Source organism: Swaminathania salitolerans (assembly GCF_007988945.1).
GTDB classification, from domain to species: Bacteria; Pseudomonadota; Alphaproteobacteria; order Acetobacterales; family Acetobacteraceae; genus Swaminathania; species Swaminathania salitolerans.
Genome location: NZ_BJVC01000002.1, coordinates 1 through 20016, shown reverse-complemented (window position 1 = coordinate 20016; position 20016 = coordinate 1). Strand labels below are relative to the sequence as shown.

Below are 20016 nucleotides of genomic sequence, written 5' to 3'. Positions count from 1 at the left end.
GATTACAACTTGGTTACTTCCACACGCGAACGGGACAAGGTCAACAGGTTTTATGTTAGGTTAACAAAAAATCTTGTTGAAGATGCGGTCCACGGCAACGAGGTGCCGCTTGCTGTCCATCGCCTCGTCGAGCACCCGGGCGTCGACCCGCCCGGCCACTTCGGGATCGTTGTCCAGATTCTCGCGGAAGCTGCGCCCTTCCGGCTGGCCGAGCTTCGTCCATGTCTCCATCGCATTGCGTTGCACGATCCTGTAGGCATCTTCGCGCGAGATACCCGAACGCGCCAGAGCGAGAAGCACTTCGCCTGAATGGACGACCCCGCCGAGCGATTCCAGATTGGCCATCATCTGCTCGGGATAGACGACCAGCTTGTCCATCATCCCCGCCAGTCGGGTCAGGGCGAAGTCGAGGCCGATCGTGGCATCGGGGCCGATATTGCGTTCGACCGAAGAGTGGCTGATATCGCGCTCGTGCCACAGGGCGACGTTCTCGAGTGCGGGCACGACATGAGAGCGGATGAGACGCGCCAGACCCGTCAGATTTTCGGAAAGGACCGGGTTGCGCTTGTGGGGCATCGCAGAGCTGCCCTTCTGGCCGGGATGGAAGAATTCCTCCGCCTCGCGCACTTCCGAGCGCTGCAGGTGCCGGACCTCCACCGCCAGTCGCTCGATCCCGCTCGCGATGACGCCGAGCGCACAGAAAAACGCGGCATGCCGGTCGCGGGGAATCACCTGGGTCGATACGTCCTCGGCTGCGAGACCGAGGCGCTCGGCCACGAATTCCTCCACGCGCGGGTCGATATGGGCGTAGGTACCGACCGCACCCGAGATCGCACAGACCGCGATCTCGCTGCGCGCCGCAAGCAAGCGCGTGCGATTGCGGGCGAACTCGGCATAATGGCCTGCGATCTTGAGGCCGAAACTCGTGGGCTCGGCATGAATGGCGTGACTGCGGCCGATCGTGACCGTGTCCTTGTGCGCGTAAGCCTGCTTGCGCAGCGCAGCGAGCACCGCATCGAGATCCTCGAGCAGGAGATCGGTCGCCTGGACGAGCTGGACTGAAAAGCAGGTATCGAGCACGTCCGAGGAGGTCATGCCGAGATGGACGAACCGGCTCTCGGGGCCGATCTTTTCCGCGAGCCATGTCAGGAAGGCAATCACATCATGACGGGTGACGGCTTCGATCTCGTCGATCCGTGCCAGATCCTCGTCGGAGAACGCAGCCATGGCGGCATCGCCACGCTCGCGGATGATACGGGCTGCCTCCCTGGGGATATCGCCGAGCTCCGCCATCGCCTCGCAGGCAAGCGCCTCGATCTCGAACCAGATCCGGTAGCGATTGGCGGGCGACCAGATGGCGGTCATGACGGGGCGGCTGTAGCGTGGCACCATGGTCTGGCGAGCTCCTTCCTGGGATAAGCACCTTCGATCGCGCTCTCATACCCGAACTCGACGCCGCTTAACACCGCCCATCGCAGGTCTTCGCCATGTCGTGCGGTCGGGCCGAATTGCGCGCGCCCGCGCCTTTCAGTACGATCCGCCCGTTGCAGACAAGTTGCGAAAACATGGCGCGCGGTTACGCGTCATGCGTATTGTGAGGAGAGAAACGTGGCGCCTGATCTTACCTGGCACGCCCTGATCGCGCTCGCCCAGGTCGTCATGATCGACATCACGCTCGCTGGCGACAACGCTGTCGTGATCGGCATGGTCGTACGCGGTCTTCCGGCCCGGCAGAGACGCATCGCCATCGCGGTCGGTGTGCTGGCCGCGGCGGTGATGCGTATCCTTCTGGCCCTCGTCGCATCGCGGCTCCTTGCCGTCATCGGCCTTACCCTCGCAGGCGGCATCCTGCTGCTCTGGGTCTGCTGGAAGATGTACCAGGAACTCGTCTCCCCGGACACGCATGAGGAGGCCGAACGCCCGGGATCGCTCGGGCAGGCCATCTTCCGGATCGTGCTCGCCGATCTCTCCATGAGCCTCGACAACGTGCTCGCCGTGGCCGGTGCGGCGATCGGGCATCCTTACATACTTGTGACCGGTCTTGCCCTGTCGGTCCTGCTCATGGGCGTGGCAGCCTCTCTCGTGGCCCGTCTGCTCGAACGCTACCGATGGATTGCCTGGCTCGGCCTTGCGATCGTGGCTTTCGTCGCCATCGAACTCATCTGGAAAGGCAGCGCCGAGGTGATCCATCATGTTCTGGCCTGAAAGCCGCCCTTGCGAACACCGTCGTCACGAATATCGTCGTCACGAACGCCGTTATCCCGTCCGGGCGGCCTTTCTGGCCGGGACCGTCCTCGTCATGTCCGGCTGCGCGGGCGAGGCACGGATCGCCCCCACCGGCAGCGCCGTGCCCGCTCCCATTGCGAGAGCGACGGCGGCACCCGCCCCGTTGCACGCGACACCGGCATCGGCATCGGCATCGGCTGGATCAGGCCCGGGTTCAGGATCAGGCCCGGTTGTCGTCACCGGCATGACTTCTGGCGCCGTCTCGGAGCGTCTCGATCGCTGGCTTGCACTCATCCAGCCGGATCGGACCGTCACCGCCAGCGATTATGCCGATTTCCTCGCATTGCGACCGGTCTGGCCTCAATACGGGCTCATGAAACTCCGCTATCAGCAGGCTCTTGCATCGCGCACCCCGGAGAGCGCGCTTCAGGCGCTTTGTCCCAGAGAAACGCTTACCGTCGTCCAGGCCTTCATGCGTTGCGCACCGTATCTCCGGAATGCGACGGCGCAGGCGCGGCGGATCTGGCGGGACGGAGCCGACAGGGAAAGCGATGCGAGCCAGATCCTCTCCACTTATGCGACCGCGCTGACACCTGCCGATCATCTCGCCCGTTTCGACCGGGAGATTCGCACGCGCCAGTTCACGGCCGCCTCGCGGCAGATCGCGCTCCTTGCTCCGGATCAGCGCCAGCGCGCCGCAGCCCGCCTCGCCCTGAGCGCAAGGACGCCGGATGCGGACGATAAATTCGAGGCACTCCCGCCGTCATTGCAGGAGGATCCGGACATCCTTCTCGCGCGACTGGTCCAGCTGCGTCGCGCCGAGCGGCTCGATGAAGCCGTCACGCTCTGGAAGAACCGGGGCTTTGCGATACAGGCGCGTCACCCCTCGAAAAACTGGACCGGCGAGCGCCTGCGTCTGGCGCGGACACTTCTCATGCAAGGCGCTGTCGGCCCTGCGCAGGATCTCGCGGGCGACACCACGCTCCCCAATGGCGAAGCGGCCGCCGCGGAGGCGCATTTCCTCTCCGGCTGGATCGCACTGCGCTTTTCGAAACGTCCGGATCTCGCGCGGGAGGCCTTTCTGCCGCTCGCCCGGCAGACGAGCCTGCTCACGAAGAGCCGCGGTTTCTACTGGCTCGGACGCAGCTATGCCGCAGCCGGAGAAAAGGCCAGGGCAGAAGACGCATGGCGCGAGGCCGCGACCATGCCAACGACCTTCTACGGTCAACGCGCCCTTGCGATTCTGGCCGGACGCAAGGACAGCCTGATCTCAGCCGACGGCACGATCCCGGGTCTGGTCGCCGCCCTCGATCGTCTTCCTGCCCCCGCAAGCGGCAAGGTCGCACGCGACGATCTGATCGAGGCCGCCAGCCAGCTACATGCCCGCAACGACGATGGGCATGCGCGTCTCTTCCTGATGATGGCCTATGCCCGGACGCAGGATATCCCGGGACAGGCAGCCATCGCACGCCTCGCCTTGCGTATCGGCTGTCTCGAACCCGCGGTTTTCGCATCGCGTCGCACCGGAAGACTGGGGCAGGCGCTTTATCCGGAAGGATGGCCGGTGCTCGACGGAGCGGAAGCAGAGGGAGACGGCCTGCCGCACGGCCTCGCCCTGGCTGTCGCGCGACAGGAAAGCAGCTTCAATCCCGATGCGGTCAGTGGCGCACACGCGATCGGGCTGCTTCAGCTCCAGACGGGTGCGGCGCATGATGTCGCGCGCCGTGCAGGTCTGACCGGGATGGATACGAGCGCGCGCGGGCTGAAGGATCCTGCGACCAATCTCATTCTGGGTCGGCACTATCTGGCCCAGCTTCTCGCCCGCTTCGGAAATGTCGTCCCTGCGGTGCTCTCCGCCTATAATGCCGGACCGTACCGGACCGATCAGTGGCTCGAGACGCTCCCCTTGCCAGCCCCCATGAGCGAGGACGGACTTGTCGACTGGATCGAGAGTCTGCCCTATGAGGAGACGCGCTCCTATATCCAGCGCGTGGAGGAAAACATGGCTCTTTATCGTGTTCTGGAGAACGGCGCTCATGGCTGATCTGCCCACTTCCGACAAGGCGCGCCGCGTTCTCGACCGACTCCGCGCGTCCGGGGATCGGCTCGTCACCGCCGAGAGCTGCACGGGCGGTCTGATTGCGGCGACCCTGACGGATATTGCGGGGTCCTCCGATTGCATCGAGGGCGGTTTCGTCACCTATTCGAACGCGCTCAAGAATACGGCCCTCGCGGTCTCCCATCTCAGTCTCGAGACCAATGGCGCCATAAGCGAGGTCGTTGCGGTCGAGATGGCGTTCGGGGCCTTGCAGGCCACCGCCGATGCGACGATCGCGGTTTCCGTGACCGGAATCGCCGGACCGGAAGGCGGCACACCGGACAAACCGGTCGGCACCGTCTGCATCGGCCTGGTTCGCGGCACCCATACGCCCTATCACGAGATCAACAGATTCGAGGGCGATCGCGCCGCCATACGCAAGGCGAGCTGCGATCGTGTCTTCGATCTGTTGCTGGATCCACCGCAAACCGCATCTCCCTGACCCGCCCCCTCGAAGGCGGGACGAGCGACCGGCCCGATCGGAGGAGAGGCCCGATCGAACGAGAGCCCGATCGAACGAGGGAGGAAGCCTCCCCCGTCCTGTCGTGAGCTTCTGCCCTGTCGTCAGCTGCCGATCTGCTGGACCACTTCGAAACCTTCGAAGACCGGCGGGCCGAGCGTGAGAGGCTTGTTCCCGCCTGCCCCGGCATGCGCCTTGCGGAATTGCTCCGATTTCGTCCAGGCGATGAAGGCTTCATGGGAGTCCCAGACCGTATGGGAAGCCCAGAGAATATGGTCGTCCCGTTCGGGCCCGCGAAGAAGTGCGAAGGACCGGAAGCCCGGTACCGTGGTCAGAAGGACCTCCCGGTCCAGCCAGCGCTGCCGGAAAGCCTCTTCGCTTTCGGGGAGGACCTGAAACCTGTTCATTGCGATATACATGGAAGCGTGCCTTTCGGTGCCTGAACGATAGGGGACGAAACGAGGTCGTGCGGCAGGATATAGGGCCGCATCGTCTCGCGATGAATGCCCGGACGTGAGAATTCGAGAGAGAACACGTCCGAGAGCATGTCTTGCGTCAGGATCTGCGCTGGCGTTCCTTCAATGTGGAGCCGTCCGCGATCGAGGACAACGATACGGTCCGCACAGGCCGCCGCGAGATTGAGGTCGTGCAGGACGGCGAGACAGGCGCCGCCTCTGGCAGCATGGGCCTTCGCGAGGGAGAGAACGCGCATCTGATGCGCGATATCCTGTGCGGAGACCGGCTCATCGAGCAGAAGCAGCGTACGCGGCCCCTGCCAGCGCAGCTGGACCAGCACGCGCGCCAGATGGGCACGCTGGCGCTCTCCCCCCGAAAGCGTCGTCACATCGCGCCCCTCATAGCCGCGCAGACCGGTCTCGGTGAGACACACTTCTACCATGCGGCGCAGGCGCGCCCGTCCGGAAGAGGGCGCAACGACTCCCATTGCTGCGACATCCTGCACGGTGAAGCGCGCCTCGATGGCATGGTCCTGGGTGAGCATGGCGCGCGATCGCGCGAGGCGCATCGATGGCATCGTATCGGGAGACTGACCGTCGATCCGGACCGTCCCGCGCTCCGGCCGTATCAACCCCGCTGCCACACGGAGAAGAGTCGATTTTCCCGCGCCGTTCGGCCCGACGATCACCGTGAAGGCGCCCGCTGGCAGGGACAGGGAAATGCCATCGAGAAGAAGACGATCCTGACGTCTGACCGTGACGTTTTCCAGACGCAGCATCATGACGGCAGATCGCCGTCACGGGTGCGAAGGAGAAACCACAGGAATGCCGGTGCACCGAGCGCAGCCGTCACGATCCCGACCGGAACGTCCGACGGCGCGGCGATGATGCGTGCGATCATATCCGCGCAGATGAGGAGCGCTGCGCCCAGCAGGGCACAGGCGGGGACGAGAAAACGATGATCGGGCCCGGCGAACAACCGCACGATATGCGGCACGACGACCCCGACAAACCCGATCACGCCTGAAAAGGCGACGCAAGGCCCTACGGCGAGCGTCACCGCGAGCATCGACAGCCATTTCGTCCGCCTCACATGGCAGCCCATCAGGGCCGCGTTCTCCTCGCCGCAGAGGAGGAGATTGAGCGGGCGGGAGAGACCGATGAGCAGGATGAGGGAAACCAGCACGAGGGGGAGGAGGATGACGACAACCTGCCAATACGCTCCGGCCAGACTGCCCATGCTCCAGAACGCCAGGTCACGCAAAGCGGAATCGTTTGCGCGATACGTCAGTATTCCGGTCAGCGAGGCGGCAAACGCGCCCAGCGCGACCCCTGCAAGAATGAGACGGCTCGTGGAAAACCCGCCCCCGCGCAAGGCGAGAAGATTCAGAATGGCCGTCATGATGAAAGCCCCCGCCATACCGCCGACCGGAACGCCCAGCTGCATGATACCCCCGGCGCCCGGCCAGCGCGCGCCCTCGACGATGACGAAAGCTGCGCCGAGCGCGGCCCCGGGAGAAACGCCGATCAGTCCTGGGTCGGCGAGCGGATTGCGGAACACGCCCTGCATGACGCCGCCCGCCGCGCCGAGCGCCGCACCGACAAGGGTCGCAAGCACCACCCGCGGCAGCCTGATATACAGAACGATCAGCTGCGCCATGTCGGGACCGGTGGCAGAACGGGTCGTTTCCGGGCCGGGCGATACGAAAAGGGACCGCAGACCGATCCCGCTCGGCCCGGTCGCAAGCGCGAGCACGAACACACTCGAGAGGAGCAGCACAAGGAGGAGCAGCGTCACCCCGGGCTTCCGACTCCGGATGCTCATGACGGACGGGTCACACGATCGATCTGCCGGGCCAGTTCGAATGCTGCCTCGACCGTACGCGGGCCGAAGCCGAGAAGTTTCTCGCCCTCCATATCGATGATGGCGTGTCGCTCACCGGCGGGGGTCATCCTGATCGCCTCGTCTCCGAGAAGCGCCTCGCGCATCGCCTGACCTCCCTGGCTCATCATCAGAATGACGTCCGGTCTGAGTTCCACAAGCGCCTCCCGTTCGAGCGGTTTGTAACCGCTCATCCCTGCCCCGGCATTGACGCCCCCCGCAAGGCCGATGATGGCATCGGCGGCCGTATCCGCCCCGGCCGCCATCGGCCGCCCGTTGGCAATGCGCATGACGAAGAGAACACGCGCCCGCTCGCGATGCAGGGATTTCCATGCGCTGAGCGTCCGTTTCTGATTGTCGATACGGACGACCATCGCGGTTCCGGCCTGTTCGGCGCCCATGATCTTCGAAAGGGTGAGAATACGTTTACCGACGGCGTCGAGGCTCCTTGTCGCATCGATCATCACGATCGGCACACCCGAAGCAATGAGCTGGTCTATGGCAGCTGCGGGCCCCGCATCGTTCATCGCGATGATCAGGTCGGGCCGGAGCGCGAGAATCCCCTCGGCGGAAAGCGTTCTCATATAGCCGATCGACTGTTTCTCACGCAGCGCCGAGGGCGGATAGGTCGAGGTGATATCGACCGCAACGATCCGGTGCGCCATCCCCAGCGCGTAAAGCGTTTCGGTCACTGTTCCGCCGATCGATACGATGCGGTCCATCGAACCGATCGCAACGCGCCTGCCCCGGCAGTCCTGCATGACGAACCGGCGCGCGCCATCGGCTCTCGGCGCACGAATCGAGGCACCGGAAAAACCCGTCATCAGGGCGGATAGACCGAACTGACGACGACTGCACAATCTGACGTTCATGACACCCCCGAGGATTTCCGACCGGGCCGGAACGGGCCCCTGCCCCTCACCCGCCATCGTCGCGAAGGGAATAGAACGAAGTTTCGTGACTTGCAAGTGAGAAGCGTTCGCAATATCGATCCATTCGTTCTGTTAACGACTCCGGGACCTCCGATCATGGGCATCCAAGGCCGCCAACGCGCTCTCTCACCCTCGCTCGCCCTTGCGGGCATCGTGCTTTCCGGGCTTTTCCCGCTCACGGCATATGCCGGGGCCGCCACCATCTCCGGGCCGGATCCGGACACGCCGCCCGCCAGTCCGGCCAGGCCCGGAGACGCAGCCGGAGACGCCCCCGCAAACGCAGCCGGCAAAGCCGAGACGAGGCGGGATGGGTCGGACTCTGCCCGCGCGATCGCCCTGCCCCGCATGAGGATCAGGGGCGACGCGCTTCCGGCGGTCCCGCAGGCCGGTTCCGTTCTGAGCAGGAAGGACATCCTTCGTGTCTCGCCGACCGAGCCCTATATGATCCTGACCGGGCTGCCGGGGGTGTATTTCCAGAATGACGGTTCGCCGTCCCTCGCGATTTCCATACGAGGCATGCAGGATTTCGGCCGGGTCAACGTCATGATCGACGGGGCCCGGCAGAATTTCCAGACGAGCGGCCATGGAGCCAATGGGAGCGTCTTCGTCGATCCGGCGCTTCTGTCCGGACTTGAGGTAGAGCGCGGCACGGTCGCCACCGGTGACGGCGCGGGGGCGATCGCCGGTGTGGTCAATCTTCACACCCTCGGGGTCGACGACATGGTCGAACAGGGAAAGCGCTATGGTGTGACCGCACGCGCCCTTGGCGGCTCGAACAATTATGACGGATCGGGCATGATCGGCGCAGGCGCGCATCTCCGTCGCTGGCTGAGCGTCGCTGCCGCGTTCAGTATGCGCAGCTCGGGCGATTATGCCGATGGGGAGAGCAATCGCATACCCAATACCTATCAGCGGTTGCAATCGGGTCTTTTCAAGATCGGAATCGTTCCCGGGGCAGACCAGTCGCTCACCCTCGGTACGGTCATCTATCACAATGCTTTCGGTCAGGGGACCGCGAACGTTCCGACATCCAACACGATCGGCAACAATCAGGGCAGTGTCGAATACCGTTACACGCCACGCGGCAGCGCGCTGCTCTCCCTCCATGTCAAAGGGTATGTTGTCTCCGAAGGGATGAGCAACTTCACGCCGTCGTTCCGCGCCCAGACGGTCGCTGCCGCCAATCTGACGCATTACGGCCTCACGACACTCGGCTTCGAGGCCGATAACGCTTCCCGGTTTTCCCTGGGGCCGGTTCGCGCCCGTCTGGATTATGGCGGGGAATATTATCACGATGCGGTCGCGACGCGCGACCAGACCGGTTATGACGGGGCCACGCCCTCTGGCACGCGCGCCATCGGAAGCGCCTTTTCACAACTTGCGCTGAACTGGCGCATCGTGCAGCTCACTGGCGCCTTGCGCTACGACACGTATCGCCTCACCGGCAGCGGGGTGAACGAGGCGGGTGGGTTCACTTCCGCCGGGGCTGGCGCATTCGCGACGCGTAACAGTGCCGATGCCGTCAATCCGAAAGTCACGCTGGCCGTCAGCCCCGTTCGCGGCCTCCAGCTATACGGAAGCTACGGACTCGGGTTCCGTCCGCCATCCACGACGGAGACGCTCATGGCCGGGTCTCATCCCGGGCTCGGTTTCCTGAAATTCATCCCGAACCCGGCTCTGGCTCCTGAACGCACATTCGGATGGGAGGCCGGCGCAAGACTGCGCTATCGTGACGTGTTGCGAGATAACGACAGGATCACTTTCGACGGCGATTATTTCGATACGAGGATAAAGGACTATATCGCACAGACCATGGTTGTCGGTCGCCCCTCACCCGGATCGTTCATTCCGAATATCGGGTATTTCTACCAGAACACGTCGGGCAACAGCTTCACCCACGGTTTCGAGGGGAAGCTCGGTTACGAGTCATCCCTCGTTTTCGGAAGCCTCTCCTATACGAATACCACCACGGAGCTCGGCGCTCCGGATTACCGCGGATACGGCGCCTTTCTGACCACCCCGCCGCGATCCGTGCTCGCTTCGACACTCGGCATCCATCTTCTGGAGAACAGGCTGACACTCGGCGCACGGGTTCGCGCCGCAACCCGGACGCTGGGTCAACCGTCCCGTCTGGGCGGCGCCTATCCCCGGCAGAGCGGCTATGTCGTGTTCGACATGTTCGGTGCCTATCAGCTGAGCCGACAGCTCAGGCTTTTCGTCAATGCAGACAACATCACCGATCGACGCTATTTCGTAAGCCAGATCTCCTCAATTCCCAATCAGGGCCTCACCGTCATGGGCGGTCTTACCTTCGCTCTCTCCCGATGACTTTCCTTTTCCAGTGACTTCCCTCTTCCGCCAGACGCATCGCGCCATGAAACACGGGTACGCTGCCCCTGGCGGGGCATATCCGGGGATGCGCGCGCCGGATTTCTGCGGCCGCCCCGGTTCTCCTGCGCCACGGGCGGAGTCATTTTCCTGCAATCCCTTTCGGCTCTCGCCCGATCGCGAGGCGGAAGAGTGCAGGAAGAAAAAGAAACCGGGAAGAAGATATCTATGGGGACGTGACTATTAAGGATATATGCAAATCGTATTTCAATATTGTTTCAGAAAGCATTTCACGAAATCATCACACGAAAACCTTCCGGAATCTCTATCTACCGTAAGCGTTCCGAAAACGTCACAAATCCGGTAGATGATGATGAAACCCGCCTGCGGCCTCGCTTTATCCACGAGCCTTTCCCTGATGCTCGTCGCTTTTCCTGCACGCGCTGACGGGAAAGCACCCGCTCACGGCGTAACTCCCGCCGGAAAGAAGGAAAACGCGACGCCGCGCACCGAGTCGATCATCGTTCTCGGCGCCGGGCAGGCGCGCGAAACCCAGACGATCTCCCGCCGCACCATCGAGGAATACACACCCGGAACGAGCCCGTTCAAGGCGCTCTCGAAATTGCCGGGCGTGATGTTCACCTCCTCCGATCCGCTCGGCTCGTATGAATGGTCGCAACAGATCATCATCCGCGGTTTCGGGCAGAACCGGCTGGGCTTTACCATGGATGGCGTTCCGCTCGGCAATCTCGCCTATGGCAACAATAACGGCCTCTCCATCGGGCGGGCACTCCAGACCGAAAATAACGGCCCCTCCACCCTGACCCAGGGGGCGGGAGCGCTCGGCGTCGCCGCCTCGAACGATCTGGGCGGAGCGCTCCAGTTCACCTCCATCGATCCGACGGACAAATTCGGCGCGGATGTCGCAGGAACGATCGGCTCGGCCTCGACCTGGCGCAGCTTCGCCCGGGTCAATAGCGGTCGTCTCAGGGGAGGAGGCAAGTTCTACGTCTCGTACAACCATCAGGACGCCAACAAGTGGAAAGGAGACGGTGTCCAGCGTCAGGATCAGGCGAACGCGAAATATGTCCAGCCTCTGGGTGAGAATCTCAAGCTCACGCTGTTCGGAGACTGGTCCAAGCGCGGGGAAAACGACTATCAGGACATTTCGCTCTCCCAGATCCGCACCTACGGATACGATCTCGACAACATCACCGGGAATTACGCTCTGGCGAAGCAGATCGCCCATGCCTATCAGAACGGCACGCCCTACCCCGAGGGCATCCAGAATGTGGATACCGTCTATTACAACGCCGCCGGGCTGCGCGAAGACGCCCTCGGATACGGGCGTCTCGATTTCAAAATCAACAGACGTCTGAGCGGTTTCGTGATGGGGTACGGCCATACAAATTCGGGCGAAGGCGCCTGGGTGACGCCCTATGTCCCGACGCCTGCCGCGCTCGGCGGCTCACCGCTCTCTACCCGTACGACCGAATACATGATCCAGCGTGCCGGTTTTCTGGGCAGTCTGACCTACAGGATCGCCAACCACAGTATCGAGGGCGGATTCTGGTTCGAAAACAACGATTTCAATCAGGCGCGGCGCTTTTACCCCCTTCAGGACTCGGGGGCTCCGGGGTCGATCCACTGGTACAGATCGGGGTCGTTCTACACGCAGTGGCAGAGCGTCTTCAACACGAAGACCTATCAGGTTCATCTCGATGATACCTGGAAGATCACACCGAAGCTCAAGCTCAGCTACGGTTTCAAATCTCTCATCGTCGATAATGCAGCGCGTGCCCTGAGCGGCAATTACCTCGGAGTGCCGACCGGAACGGCTTTCCCCTCCGGTGCGCTCAACACGACGAACGGTTTCCTGCCACAGATCGGCGCCAATTACCGGTTCAACCGTCATCATGAACTCTTCGTCGATTATGCGCGGAACATGAGCGCATTCGAAAGCGCCCAGACGGCGGGACCGTTCTCCACGACGGTGGCCGGTTTCCAGGCGCTTCAGGGTAAGCTCAAGCCCGAAATGTCGAACACGGAAGAGCTCGGATACCGGTATCACGCGGGCGGCGTGCAGGCGACGGTGACCGGATACTACGTCCAGTTCGAAAACCGCCTGCTTTCGGTAACGCAGGGCGTCGGCATCCAGGGAAACCCCTCGGTTCTGACGAATGTCGGCGGGGTGATCTCCCGTGGCATCGATACGGCGGTCAACTGGCAGTTTCTGCCGAACTGGTCGCTTTTCGCCTCCTATGCCTTCAACAACTCCTTCTATCAGGACGACGTCTATGCGGGTGGTACCGTTACAGCCAGGATCAAGGGCAAGAACGTCGTCGCCATGCCCCGCAATCTGGCCAATCTGCAGCTCGGATATGACGATGGACGGATCTGGGGCAATATCCTGATGCAGATCCAGGACAGGCGGTATTATACCTATACCAACGATGCGTCCGTGCCGGCCAACGATGTGTTCAATCTGAATGTCGGCTATCGCTTCAAGAGCCACGATTTCTGGTTGCGCGGGCTCGATGCCCAGATCAACGTCACGAACCTGTTCGACAAGCGTTATGTCGCAAGCGTCGGGAGCACGGGTTTCGTCAATTCCGACCCGAACGGCACCTTCCAGACCCTGCAGGCCGCCGCCCCCCGCATGGTGTTCTTCACCCTGCGCAAGCATTTCGACTGACCGGAGGAGACGATCCGCATGACCCCCACCCGTCGGCGCTTTCTCAATCTCGGCGCAGCGGCGCTCGCCGGAGCCGCTCTACCCAATAATCTGCGCAAGGCTCTCGCCATCCCTGCAAACCGCGTGACCGGAACGATCCGGGATGTGGAGCATGTGGTCATCCTGATGCAGGAAAACCGCTCCTTCGATCACTATTTCGGCATGTTGCGCGGCGTGCGCGGATTCGGCGATCCACGTGCGGAACGCCAGCCGGACGGAACGTCGGTCTTCGCCCAGCGCGACGGAAACGGTCGGGCGATATGGCCGGTACGTTTCGATACCGTCCATACCTCGGCGGCCTGTCTCAAGAGTCTCGACCATAGCTGGAAAGGCAGTCAGTCGAAATGGAACGAGTGGGATTGCTGGATCCCCAACAAGACCGCCATGACGATGGGATATTTCACGCGTCGTGAAATTCCCTATTACTATGCCCTCGCGGATGCGTTCACGATTTGCGACGCCTATCATGCCTCGATCTTCGGACCGACCAACCCCAACCGCCTCTATTTCTTCACCGGGACGAATGGTCTCGCCGTGGGACGGGACGGCAAACAGGCCGTCGAGAATGTCGATGACGGGAACTGGTCGGCAGACATGGCGCATGATAATGCCGCCTTCGCTCCTTTCGACTGGACGACCTATCCGGACCGCCTGCAGGATGGGGGCGTTACCTGGAAAATCTATCAGGAATACGACAATTTCGGCGATAATCCCCTCGCCTCGTTCCGGCAGTTCCGCAATCTCGACCGCAATGGCTGGCGGTACCGTCAGGCACGCGCCATCGTCCCCGGCTCGACGCAGCAGAACATGCACGCTCTGGACGGGCGTTTCCTGATCGAGGCATTCGAGCGGGATGTTGCGAGCGGCGCATTGCCGCAGGTCTCCTGGATCGTGCCCCCCGCTGCGTTGTCGGAGCATCCGGAAGCGCCTCCCGGCTTTGGAGAGCATCTCATTTCGCGTCTGATCGACGTGTTCGTCCGCCATCCCGAAATCTGGTCCAGAACCGTCTTCATCCTGAATTATGACGAGAATGACGGGTTTTTCGACCATGTTCCCCCTCCGGTTCCCGACCCTGTCGGGGAGAGCGATCGCGGGAACCTGCTTGCAGGAGAGCTTTATCACGGCGAACCGGTCGGGTTGGGGCCTCGGGTCCCTGCCCTGATGATCTCCCCCTGGAGCAAGGGGGGCTGGGTCAATTCGCAGGTTTTCGATCACAGCTCGGTCATACGGTTTCTGGAAGAACGGTTCGGCGTTCCCTGCCCCGAAATCACCCCGTGGCGTCGTGCCGTCTGCGGCGACCTCACCTCGGCATTCGATTTCTCACGCAAGGATCCCGTCTGGACCACGATCCTGCCCAATACCGACGCCTATCTCTATCAGACCCGGCTTTCGTGCCAGCATCCGCCGCCGGTTCTGCCCGAACGGGGATCGCTGCCCGAACAGGAGGAGGGCCAACGCCCGGCGCGCGCCCTGCCCTATCGTCTTTCTGTCCGTAGCGACGCGTCCGATGCGAGGCGCCTTCTCCTGTCGAACGAAGGCGCGCAAGGCGCTGTGCTCCGGATCAGGCAGACCGGTCTTCCCTCGCGTCATGTGACGCTGCTTCCAGCAGAAACGCGCGAATTCGTCTGCCACGAGAACGCACCCGTCACCATTTACGGGCCGAACGGCTTCTATCATTTCCAGCATGCACAAGCCGATCTCGTGTCCCGCATCCAGAGCGACGATAATCGTCTCACTCTTACGCTCCTCGACCTGCGCAGCACGGCCCGCGCCCTTTCCGTGTTCGATCACTATGCACGGACAACGACGCCCCTGACATCCGATGACGGCAAGTCGCTGGTCTTCTCCGTCGCTCTGGCGCCCAACGATCGCTGGTATCATCTCGACATCGTGGAGGAGGGCAAAGGCTGTATGCTGAGCGTTGCCGGGCATGTCGAAAACGGAGAGCCGAGCCGCTCCGATCCACGCTTCTGTATGGGCGCATAGACGTCCATTCCATTCTCACGGCATGCACGGAATGGCATACGCCGAAGGAACGATCGGATCCGTATGTTATAACATATCGTTGACTTTCGCGATCCTAAAGGTAGATTGCGCGTGATGGTTCCCGCCTGGCGGGATGAAAAGGGAACGCGGTTCGAAGCCGTGACTGCCCCCGCAACTGTAAGTGAGGAGATGAAAGACAAGGCGTCACGCCATGCCACTGGGATTTCCCCCCGGGAAGGCTGCTCTTTCATCGGCGATACACGAGTCAGGAGACCTGCCATCAGCCATCGTCATGCACGAGACCGACGGGCGGGGTGTCCCTGAGGGGGCCGCTCAGGCGGCCCATCGTAGTGACATGTCATTCGGAAATACGCGCAGCCGCTCATGTCTCCTTTTTCTTCCTCCCGGCCCGGCCTTCTGGCGGGCATCTCTCTTCTTGCCCTGTCGCCTTTTGCCCTGTCGCCTGTTGCCCTCCCGTTCCAGAGCCTGTTCCCGCGCGCATGCGCGCAACCCCTGTCACGCGCCAATACCGGTGCGCGCGCCTCGACGCATGACCTGCGGGGCCGCGCGGAATCCGCCGCAACTTCCGACGCGATCACTGCGCCGGAGGAAAGTGACGAGATCATCACCGCGCACGGGACGCCCTCCGGATTGCAATCGAGGCCGGCGATCGGCGGGAGGCTCGGTCTGACCGAGCAACACACGCCGGCCTCTCTCTCGGTCATCACACAGAAGACGATCGCATTGCGGGGCTATACCCATGCCGAGGATGCTGCGGATTTCGCACCGGGCGTGACATCCGGAGGATCTCCCGGAAACCCTGCCCAGCTCATGATGAGAGGTTTCAGCGGCAATCAGGTGCTCATTCTCCGGGACGGATTTTATTTCGGCCCTACAACGATGGTCAATCGACCGGCCAATGCCTTCAACCTCGCCTCGGTCCAGATCATGAAAGGACCGTCTTCCGTCCTGTTCGGACAGGGGGCCGTGGGAGGGACCATGGATATGCGCTACAAGCGCCCGGATCTCGAACGCATTAGGGCAGAGGCTCTCGTATCCTACGGGAGTTTCAACAGCTGGAATGCCGGGTTCGGTCTGTCCGTTCCGCTTGCGAAAACGCTCGCGCTCCGAAGCGATTTCAGCCGCACCTCGTCCGACGGATATGTCAAGGGAGCCAACCCCAGAAGCAACGACTGGACAACGACCCTGCTCTGGCAGCCCGGCCATGATTTCGCTGCCAGATTGAGCATCGACTATCTGACCGACTCTCTCTCGACCTATTATGGAACGCCTCTGGTACCGAAGAGCATGGCAGGTCCGGTGCAGGGCGGACTCCTGCATTCCGCGGATGGGCTGGCGATCAGCAAGGCATCGCTCTGGCGGAATTACAATGTCAGCGATCCGCGCGCGTCATCCGTCAATGCCCTGCCGACCCTGCATCTCGACTGGAAGGTCAGTCCGGGCCTCACCCTTCATGACAAGGCCTATTTCCTGTACGCGAAGCGCCGGTGGAACAATGCGGAGACCTACACCTATATCCGGACACCTGATGACGCCGACAGCGCGGGCCGTCCAATCCCTCCGGGCGAGATCGGTCGCGATCGTTTCTATGTCTATCAGAACCAGCATCAGGTCGGCGACGCCCTCGACCTGAGATACGACCACCGTATTCTCGGTGTCAGAAACCGCGTGGTGGTCGGAGCGGACGCCTATTATCTCCGCTTCATACGCAATCGCGGCTTCCCCTCCGCAACCTATGCGGACAGCGTTTCCCTGACCGATCCCGAAGCCGGCGTTTCAGGTCCTTTCCCCGGCGAGTATCCTTTCAGGAAATCCCCTACGACGATGGTCGATGCCGGGATTTTTGTCGAGGATACGCTGGAACTGCGGAAGTCCCTGCGGCTCGTTGGCGGGTTCCGCTATGATTGGCTATCGCTCGATCGACAGAACTACAAACAAAACGGCGCATACGATTCCGCGACCAGTTTCAAGGGACATTACACGCCAGGCAATTTCCGGATCGGCCCGGTTTACGATCTGCTTCCCAATCTGAGTCTCTACGGTGTTTACACCACCGCCGAGGATCCGCCTGGTTCGAACCTGTTTCTCGCCAATCGCGGTCAGTTCACCCGCCTGAGCCGCACGCGCCAGGGCGAAATCGGCATCAAGGGCCACACGCTCTCCGGTCGCCTCGTCTCGACTCTTGCCTTTTTCGACATCCGGCGCCGTCATATCCTCGTTCAGACAGGGCAGGACGCTGTTTCGACAGCGGGAACCCAGAACGCGCGCGGCGTGGAATGGTCCGGCATGTGGCGTCCAGACAAGGCTCTGAGCCTTTCCGGTAACGTCGCCTATACCCATGCCCGATATGGGCGGTTCTTTCCTTCTCCGCAACTCGACGCTTCAGGCAACCAGGTGCCTGACGTGCCGAGCCTCACCGCGAATCTCTGGGGGGTTTGGTCGAGCCCCCTTGCCCTCCCCGTCGATCTCGGAGCGGGACTTCGCTATGTTTCGGCCCGCAAGGGCGATTATGCGAACCGGCTGACCTTGAACGATTATGCGCTCGTCAACCTCTTCGTGGCCTGGCACGCGCGAGAGAACATCACTGTGTTCGGACGTATCGACAATGTCGGTGATAAAAAATACGTGCAATGGGCCGATACGAGCTATCCGTCACAGATCCTGCTCGGCACCCCGAGGGCGTTCTCTGTCAGCATACGCATGCCTCTCTGAGCGCAGCCGACCTGCACGGCCCCGGAGCGAGACCGGGGCGGCATGACGAGAGCGCCGGTTTCAGGAGACTACTTTCAGGAGACTGGGGCCCGCCGGGCGGGAAAACAGCGCCGCAGCCGCTGGACGCGGCGGGTCAGGCGGGGATGGCTCGAAAAGATTTCCAGAACGAAGCCCGCAATGCCCGGGACATGATCCTCCTGCGCGTAAAAGGCCGTGCTGTTCATCTGCGCATTGAGACGCCGCGCGCCACAGGCGAGCATCTGCAAGGCCGTGAGCGCCTTTTCCGGATCCGGAATGACGGAGGCTCCTACGGCGTCACAACTGAACTCCCGGGCGCGAGAATACGCCGGATAGAGAAACGGAACGAAGATGCCCGGAGCAGCGAGAAAGCGCTGGATCGTATTGAGATGGCCGAGCACATGATGGGCGATTTCATGGGCGATGATGAAGCGAAGCTGGGCGTCGTCATCTGCCTCGACGATGCCGGATGTGAGAAAGACGTATCGCGTGCGGAAGAGACGCATCGCAAAGGCATTCGTGACGCCGTGCGAATTGTAGATGAAGGTTCTGGGAGCCACGGCAAGGCCGAGCGCGCGCGCGACATCCGTGATCTCGCCGTGAATCCGGGGAAATTGGGCGGGCGTCACCTCGACCATGTTGCCTATCGCGCGCGCGCGGAAGAGAGCCTCGCCAAAAAGAGTAAAAACGAGTCCCAAGACAAAGTAGAGCAATATCATCAGGATTCTGGCCCCACCGTGGGGTGAGGAAAGCGCCTCTGCGATGGCAAACAGCAGTATGAAAATCCAGAAGAGACAGCCGAAAACCCTGATTATGCCGCCATAGAGACCCTCCTTGGGGTGACGCAGCTTCTTGATGATCGGAGACATGACGGTTTCCCTGATGAGTAGAAGAACGCAACAATCAATGCCACGCTCTTCCATAAAGGATAACCTTTTTACCGGAGACGTCCCTTATTTTATCATTCGACCGGGAGCCTGCTTCATCACCGCTCGCGAGGCGTCGGATCTTTCCTCATTGCCGAAACCGAGATTTTCCAGATAGACTCGACTACCGGTTACGTCCTCAAGGCTACTCCCGGAGGATGCTGGATCTCGCTCCTGTTCTATAGTGACGGCACCATCATAGCCTGTACGCAGCAGCGCATCGCGGATCGCCTCGTAGTCGAGCATGCCCCTCCCGATCGGACACATGACACCTTCGGCGCATGCATCGAAAAAGCGGATATGTCGTTTCATCACGTTCCGGAAGACTGCCCCATCGATATCCTTGACATGAACGTAGTCGATCCGTTGCCCCCATTGCGCGATCATTCGGGCGGGGTCCATACCGGCATAGGCCGTATGACCGGTGTCGAAAGCGAGCCCTGCGACCTCCTGCGGAATTTCGGACAGGACGCGCTCGATCTCATCCTCGAATTCCACATGCCCCCCCGCATGAGGATGAATGACCGGGCGTATGCCGTATTCTTCCCATGCGATACGGGCGAGTGTCCGTATCGTCTCGATCATCCCGACGTGATCGGCTATGTCGAGGCGCCGCGCGCGATCCGGATGACCGGCCGCATAATCGCGCGCCTCGTGCCCCCAATCGATGATCACGTAATAGAGCGGCATCGCCGTGCTCATTCGTGTCTCTCGGCGCAGACGAACGAGATCGGCGCAGGTGCGGCGCGTATGTCCGATCAAGGCATCGCGGTTCGAAATCGTGACCAGATCGTCGAACACCGTTCCGGCAACCGGAGAGAGATCGTGTTCCCGCATGAGATCTGCCAGTTCAGGGCTCTCCGCGGGGAGATACCCCGTAGGACCGAGCTCCATCCAGCGATATCCGGCCAGACCAGCCTCGGTCACAACCTGTCGCCAATCGGGAAGCCCCTCGCGGTCGGGATCGTCGACCCCCCAGCAGCATGGCGCGATCGAAAGCTGGAAAGGCATGTTCCGGTTCACTCCCCAAGGCGCACGAAAGCGCAGAAACGCCGCAGGCAAAACTCGCGCTGCGGGACAATCTGGAGATGTAGGGAAAAGCTAGGAGCGGATCAGCGACAGGTTTGATCAAAAGCGATCAGTGCAACGTCGCTTCTGCCTTACCCTGCGCTGTTTGTGTCAGGGAGATAGTGAGGGACGAAGCATAGAGAGGGGAGCGTGCGCGTGACGGGACGCGT

General features: G+C 62.0%; 15 protein-coding genes and 1 riboswitch. Of the genes, 7 read left to right on the top strand and 8 right to left on the bottom strand.

Going from position 1 to position 20016, the window contains the following annotated elements; genetic code table 11:
* Positions 1-60: 60 nt before the first annotated feature.
* Positions 61-1392 (bottom strand): adenylosuccinate lyase, encoded by a 1332-nt coding sequence (purB, locus tag SSA02_RS04185; RefSeq protein ID WP_147092717.1) that lies wholly within the window; start codon positions 1390-1392, stop codon positions 61-63.
* Positions 1393-1608: 216 nt separating this feature from the next.
* On the opposite strand from purB, the gene SSA02_RS04180 reads away from it, so the two are divergent.
* Positions 1609-2205, top strand: coding sequence for a TerC family protein (locus tag SSA02_RS04180; protein ID WP_147092716.1), 597 nt, complete (start codon positions 1609-1611; stop codon positions 2203-2205).
* Between the two features lie 51 nt (positions 2206-2256).
* On the opposite strand, the gene SSA02_RS12680 is transcribed toward SSA02_RS04180, so the two are convergent.
* A complete protein-coding gene (locus SSA02_RS12680) occupies positions 2257-2472 on the bottom strand; it encodes a hypothetical protein (RefSeq protein WP_186807669.1) in 216 nt (71 codons plus the stop codon).
* On the opposite strand from SSA02_RS12680, the gene SSA02_RS04175 reads away from it, so the two are divergent.
* Together SSA02_RS04175 and SSA02_RS04170 are read left to right on the top strand one after the other, a co-directional pair.
* Positions 2471-4270, top strand: a complete 1800-nt coding sequence (locus SSA02_RS04175; protein WP_186807668.1) for a lytic transglycosylase domain-containing protein — start codon at positions 2471-2473, stop codon at positions 4268-4270. The genes SSA02_RS12680 and SSA02_RS04175 overlap by 2 nt on opposite strands.
* Positions 4263-4766, top strand: coding sequence for a CinA family protein (locus tag SSA02_RS04170; protein WP_147092714.1), 504 nt, complete (start codon positions 4263-4265; stop codon positions 4764-4766). Before SSA02_RS04175 ends, SSA02_RS04170 begins: the two co-directional genes overlap by 8 nt.
* 122 nt (positions 4767-4888) lie before the next feature.
* On the opposite strand, the gene SSA02_RS04165 is transcribed toward SSA02_RS04170, so the two are convergent.
* The 4 genes from SSA02_RS04165 to SSA02_RS04150 are packed head-to-tail and all read right to left on the bottom strand — an operon-like array spanning position 4889 to position 7993.
* Positions 4889-5203 carry an antibiotic biosynthesis monooxygenase family protein gene (locus tag SSA02_RS04165; protein WP_147092713.1) on the bottom strand — a complete coding sequence of 105 codons (315 nt, stop codon included), beginning with the start codon at positions 5201-5203 and terminating at the stop codon, positions 4889-4891.
* The gene (locus SSA02_RS04160; RefSeq protein ID WP_147092712.1) at positions 5188-6021 is read right to left on the bottom strand and encodes a heme ABC transporter ATP-binding protein; all 834 of its coding nucleotides are present in this window, start codon (positions 6019-6021) and stop codon (positions 5188-5190) included. Before SSA02_RS04160 ends, SSA02_RS04165 begins: the two co-directional genes overlap by 16 nt.
* Positions 6018-7037: a FecCD family ABC transporter permease gene (locus SSA02_RS04155; RefSeq protein ID WP_246103621.1), complete on the bottom strand. Its 1020-nt coding sequence runs from the start codon at positions 7035-7037 to the stop codon at positions 6018-6020. Before SSA02_RS04155 ends, SSA02_RS04160 begins: the two co-directional genes overlap by 4 nt.
* A gap of 23 nt (positions 7038-7060) precedes the next feature.
* Positions 7061-7993 carry a heme/hemin ABC transporter substrate-binding protein gene (locus SSA02_RS04150; protein WP_147093353.1) on the bottom strand — a complete coding sequence of 311 codons (933 nt, stop codon included), beginning with the start codon at positions 7991-7993 and terminating at the stop codon, positions 7061-7063.
* Positions 7994-8149: 156 nt separating this feature from the next.
* Here SSA02_RS04150 and SSA02_RS04145 point away from each other — a divergent pair, with 156 nt between their 5' ends.
* From SSA02_RS04145 to SSA02_RS04130, 4 genes are all read left to right on the top strand, one after another.
* On the top strand, positions 8150-10381 hold the full coding sequence (locus tag SSA02_RS04145; RefSeq protein ID WP_147092710.1) for a TonB-dependent receptor domain-containing protein: 2232 nt from the start codon (positions 8150-8152) through the stop codon (positions 10379-10381).
* 373 nt (positions 10382-10754) lie between these two features.
* Complete coding sequence (locus tag SSA02_RS04140; protein WP_186807710.1) at positions 10755-13076, top strand: TonB-dependent receptor; 2322 nt, start codon at positions 10755-10757, stop codon at positions 13074-13076.
* 18 nt (positions 13077-13094) lie between these two features.
* Positions 13095-15101, top strand: coding sequence for a phosphocholine-specific phospholipase C (locus SSA02_RS04135; protein WP_147092709.1), 2007 nt, complete (start codon positions 13095-13097; stop codon positions 15099-15101).
* A gap of 98 nt (positions 15102-15199) precedes the next feature.
* Positions 15200-15397: riboswitch (cobalamin riboswitch) on the top strand.
* 88 nt (positions 15398-15485) lie between these two features.
* Positions 15486-17834, top strand: coding sequence for a TonB-dependent receptor (locus SSA02_RS04130; protein WP_147092708.1), 2349 nt, complete (start codon positions 15486-15488; stop codon positions 17832-17834).
* Positions 17835-17908: 74 nt separating this feature from the next.
* Here the strand turns inward: SSA02_RS04130 and SSA02_RS04125 are convergent, their stop codons facing one another.
* The gene (locus SSA02_RS04125) at positions 17909-18721 is read right to left on the bottom strand and encodes a M48 family metallopeptidase (protein WP_186807667.1); all 813 of its coding nucleotides are present in this window, start codon (positions 18719-18721) and stop codon (positions 17909-17911) included.
* Between the two features lie 84 nt (positions 18722-18805).
* A complete protein-coding gene (locus SSA02_RS04120; protein WP_147092706.1) occupies positions 18806-19789 on the bottom strand; it encodes a TIM barrel protein in 984 nt (327 codons plus the stop codon).
* Positions 19790-20016 lie beyond the last annotated feature (227 nt).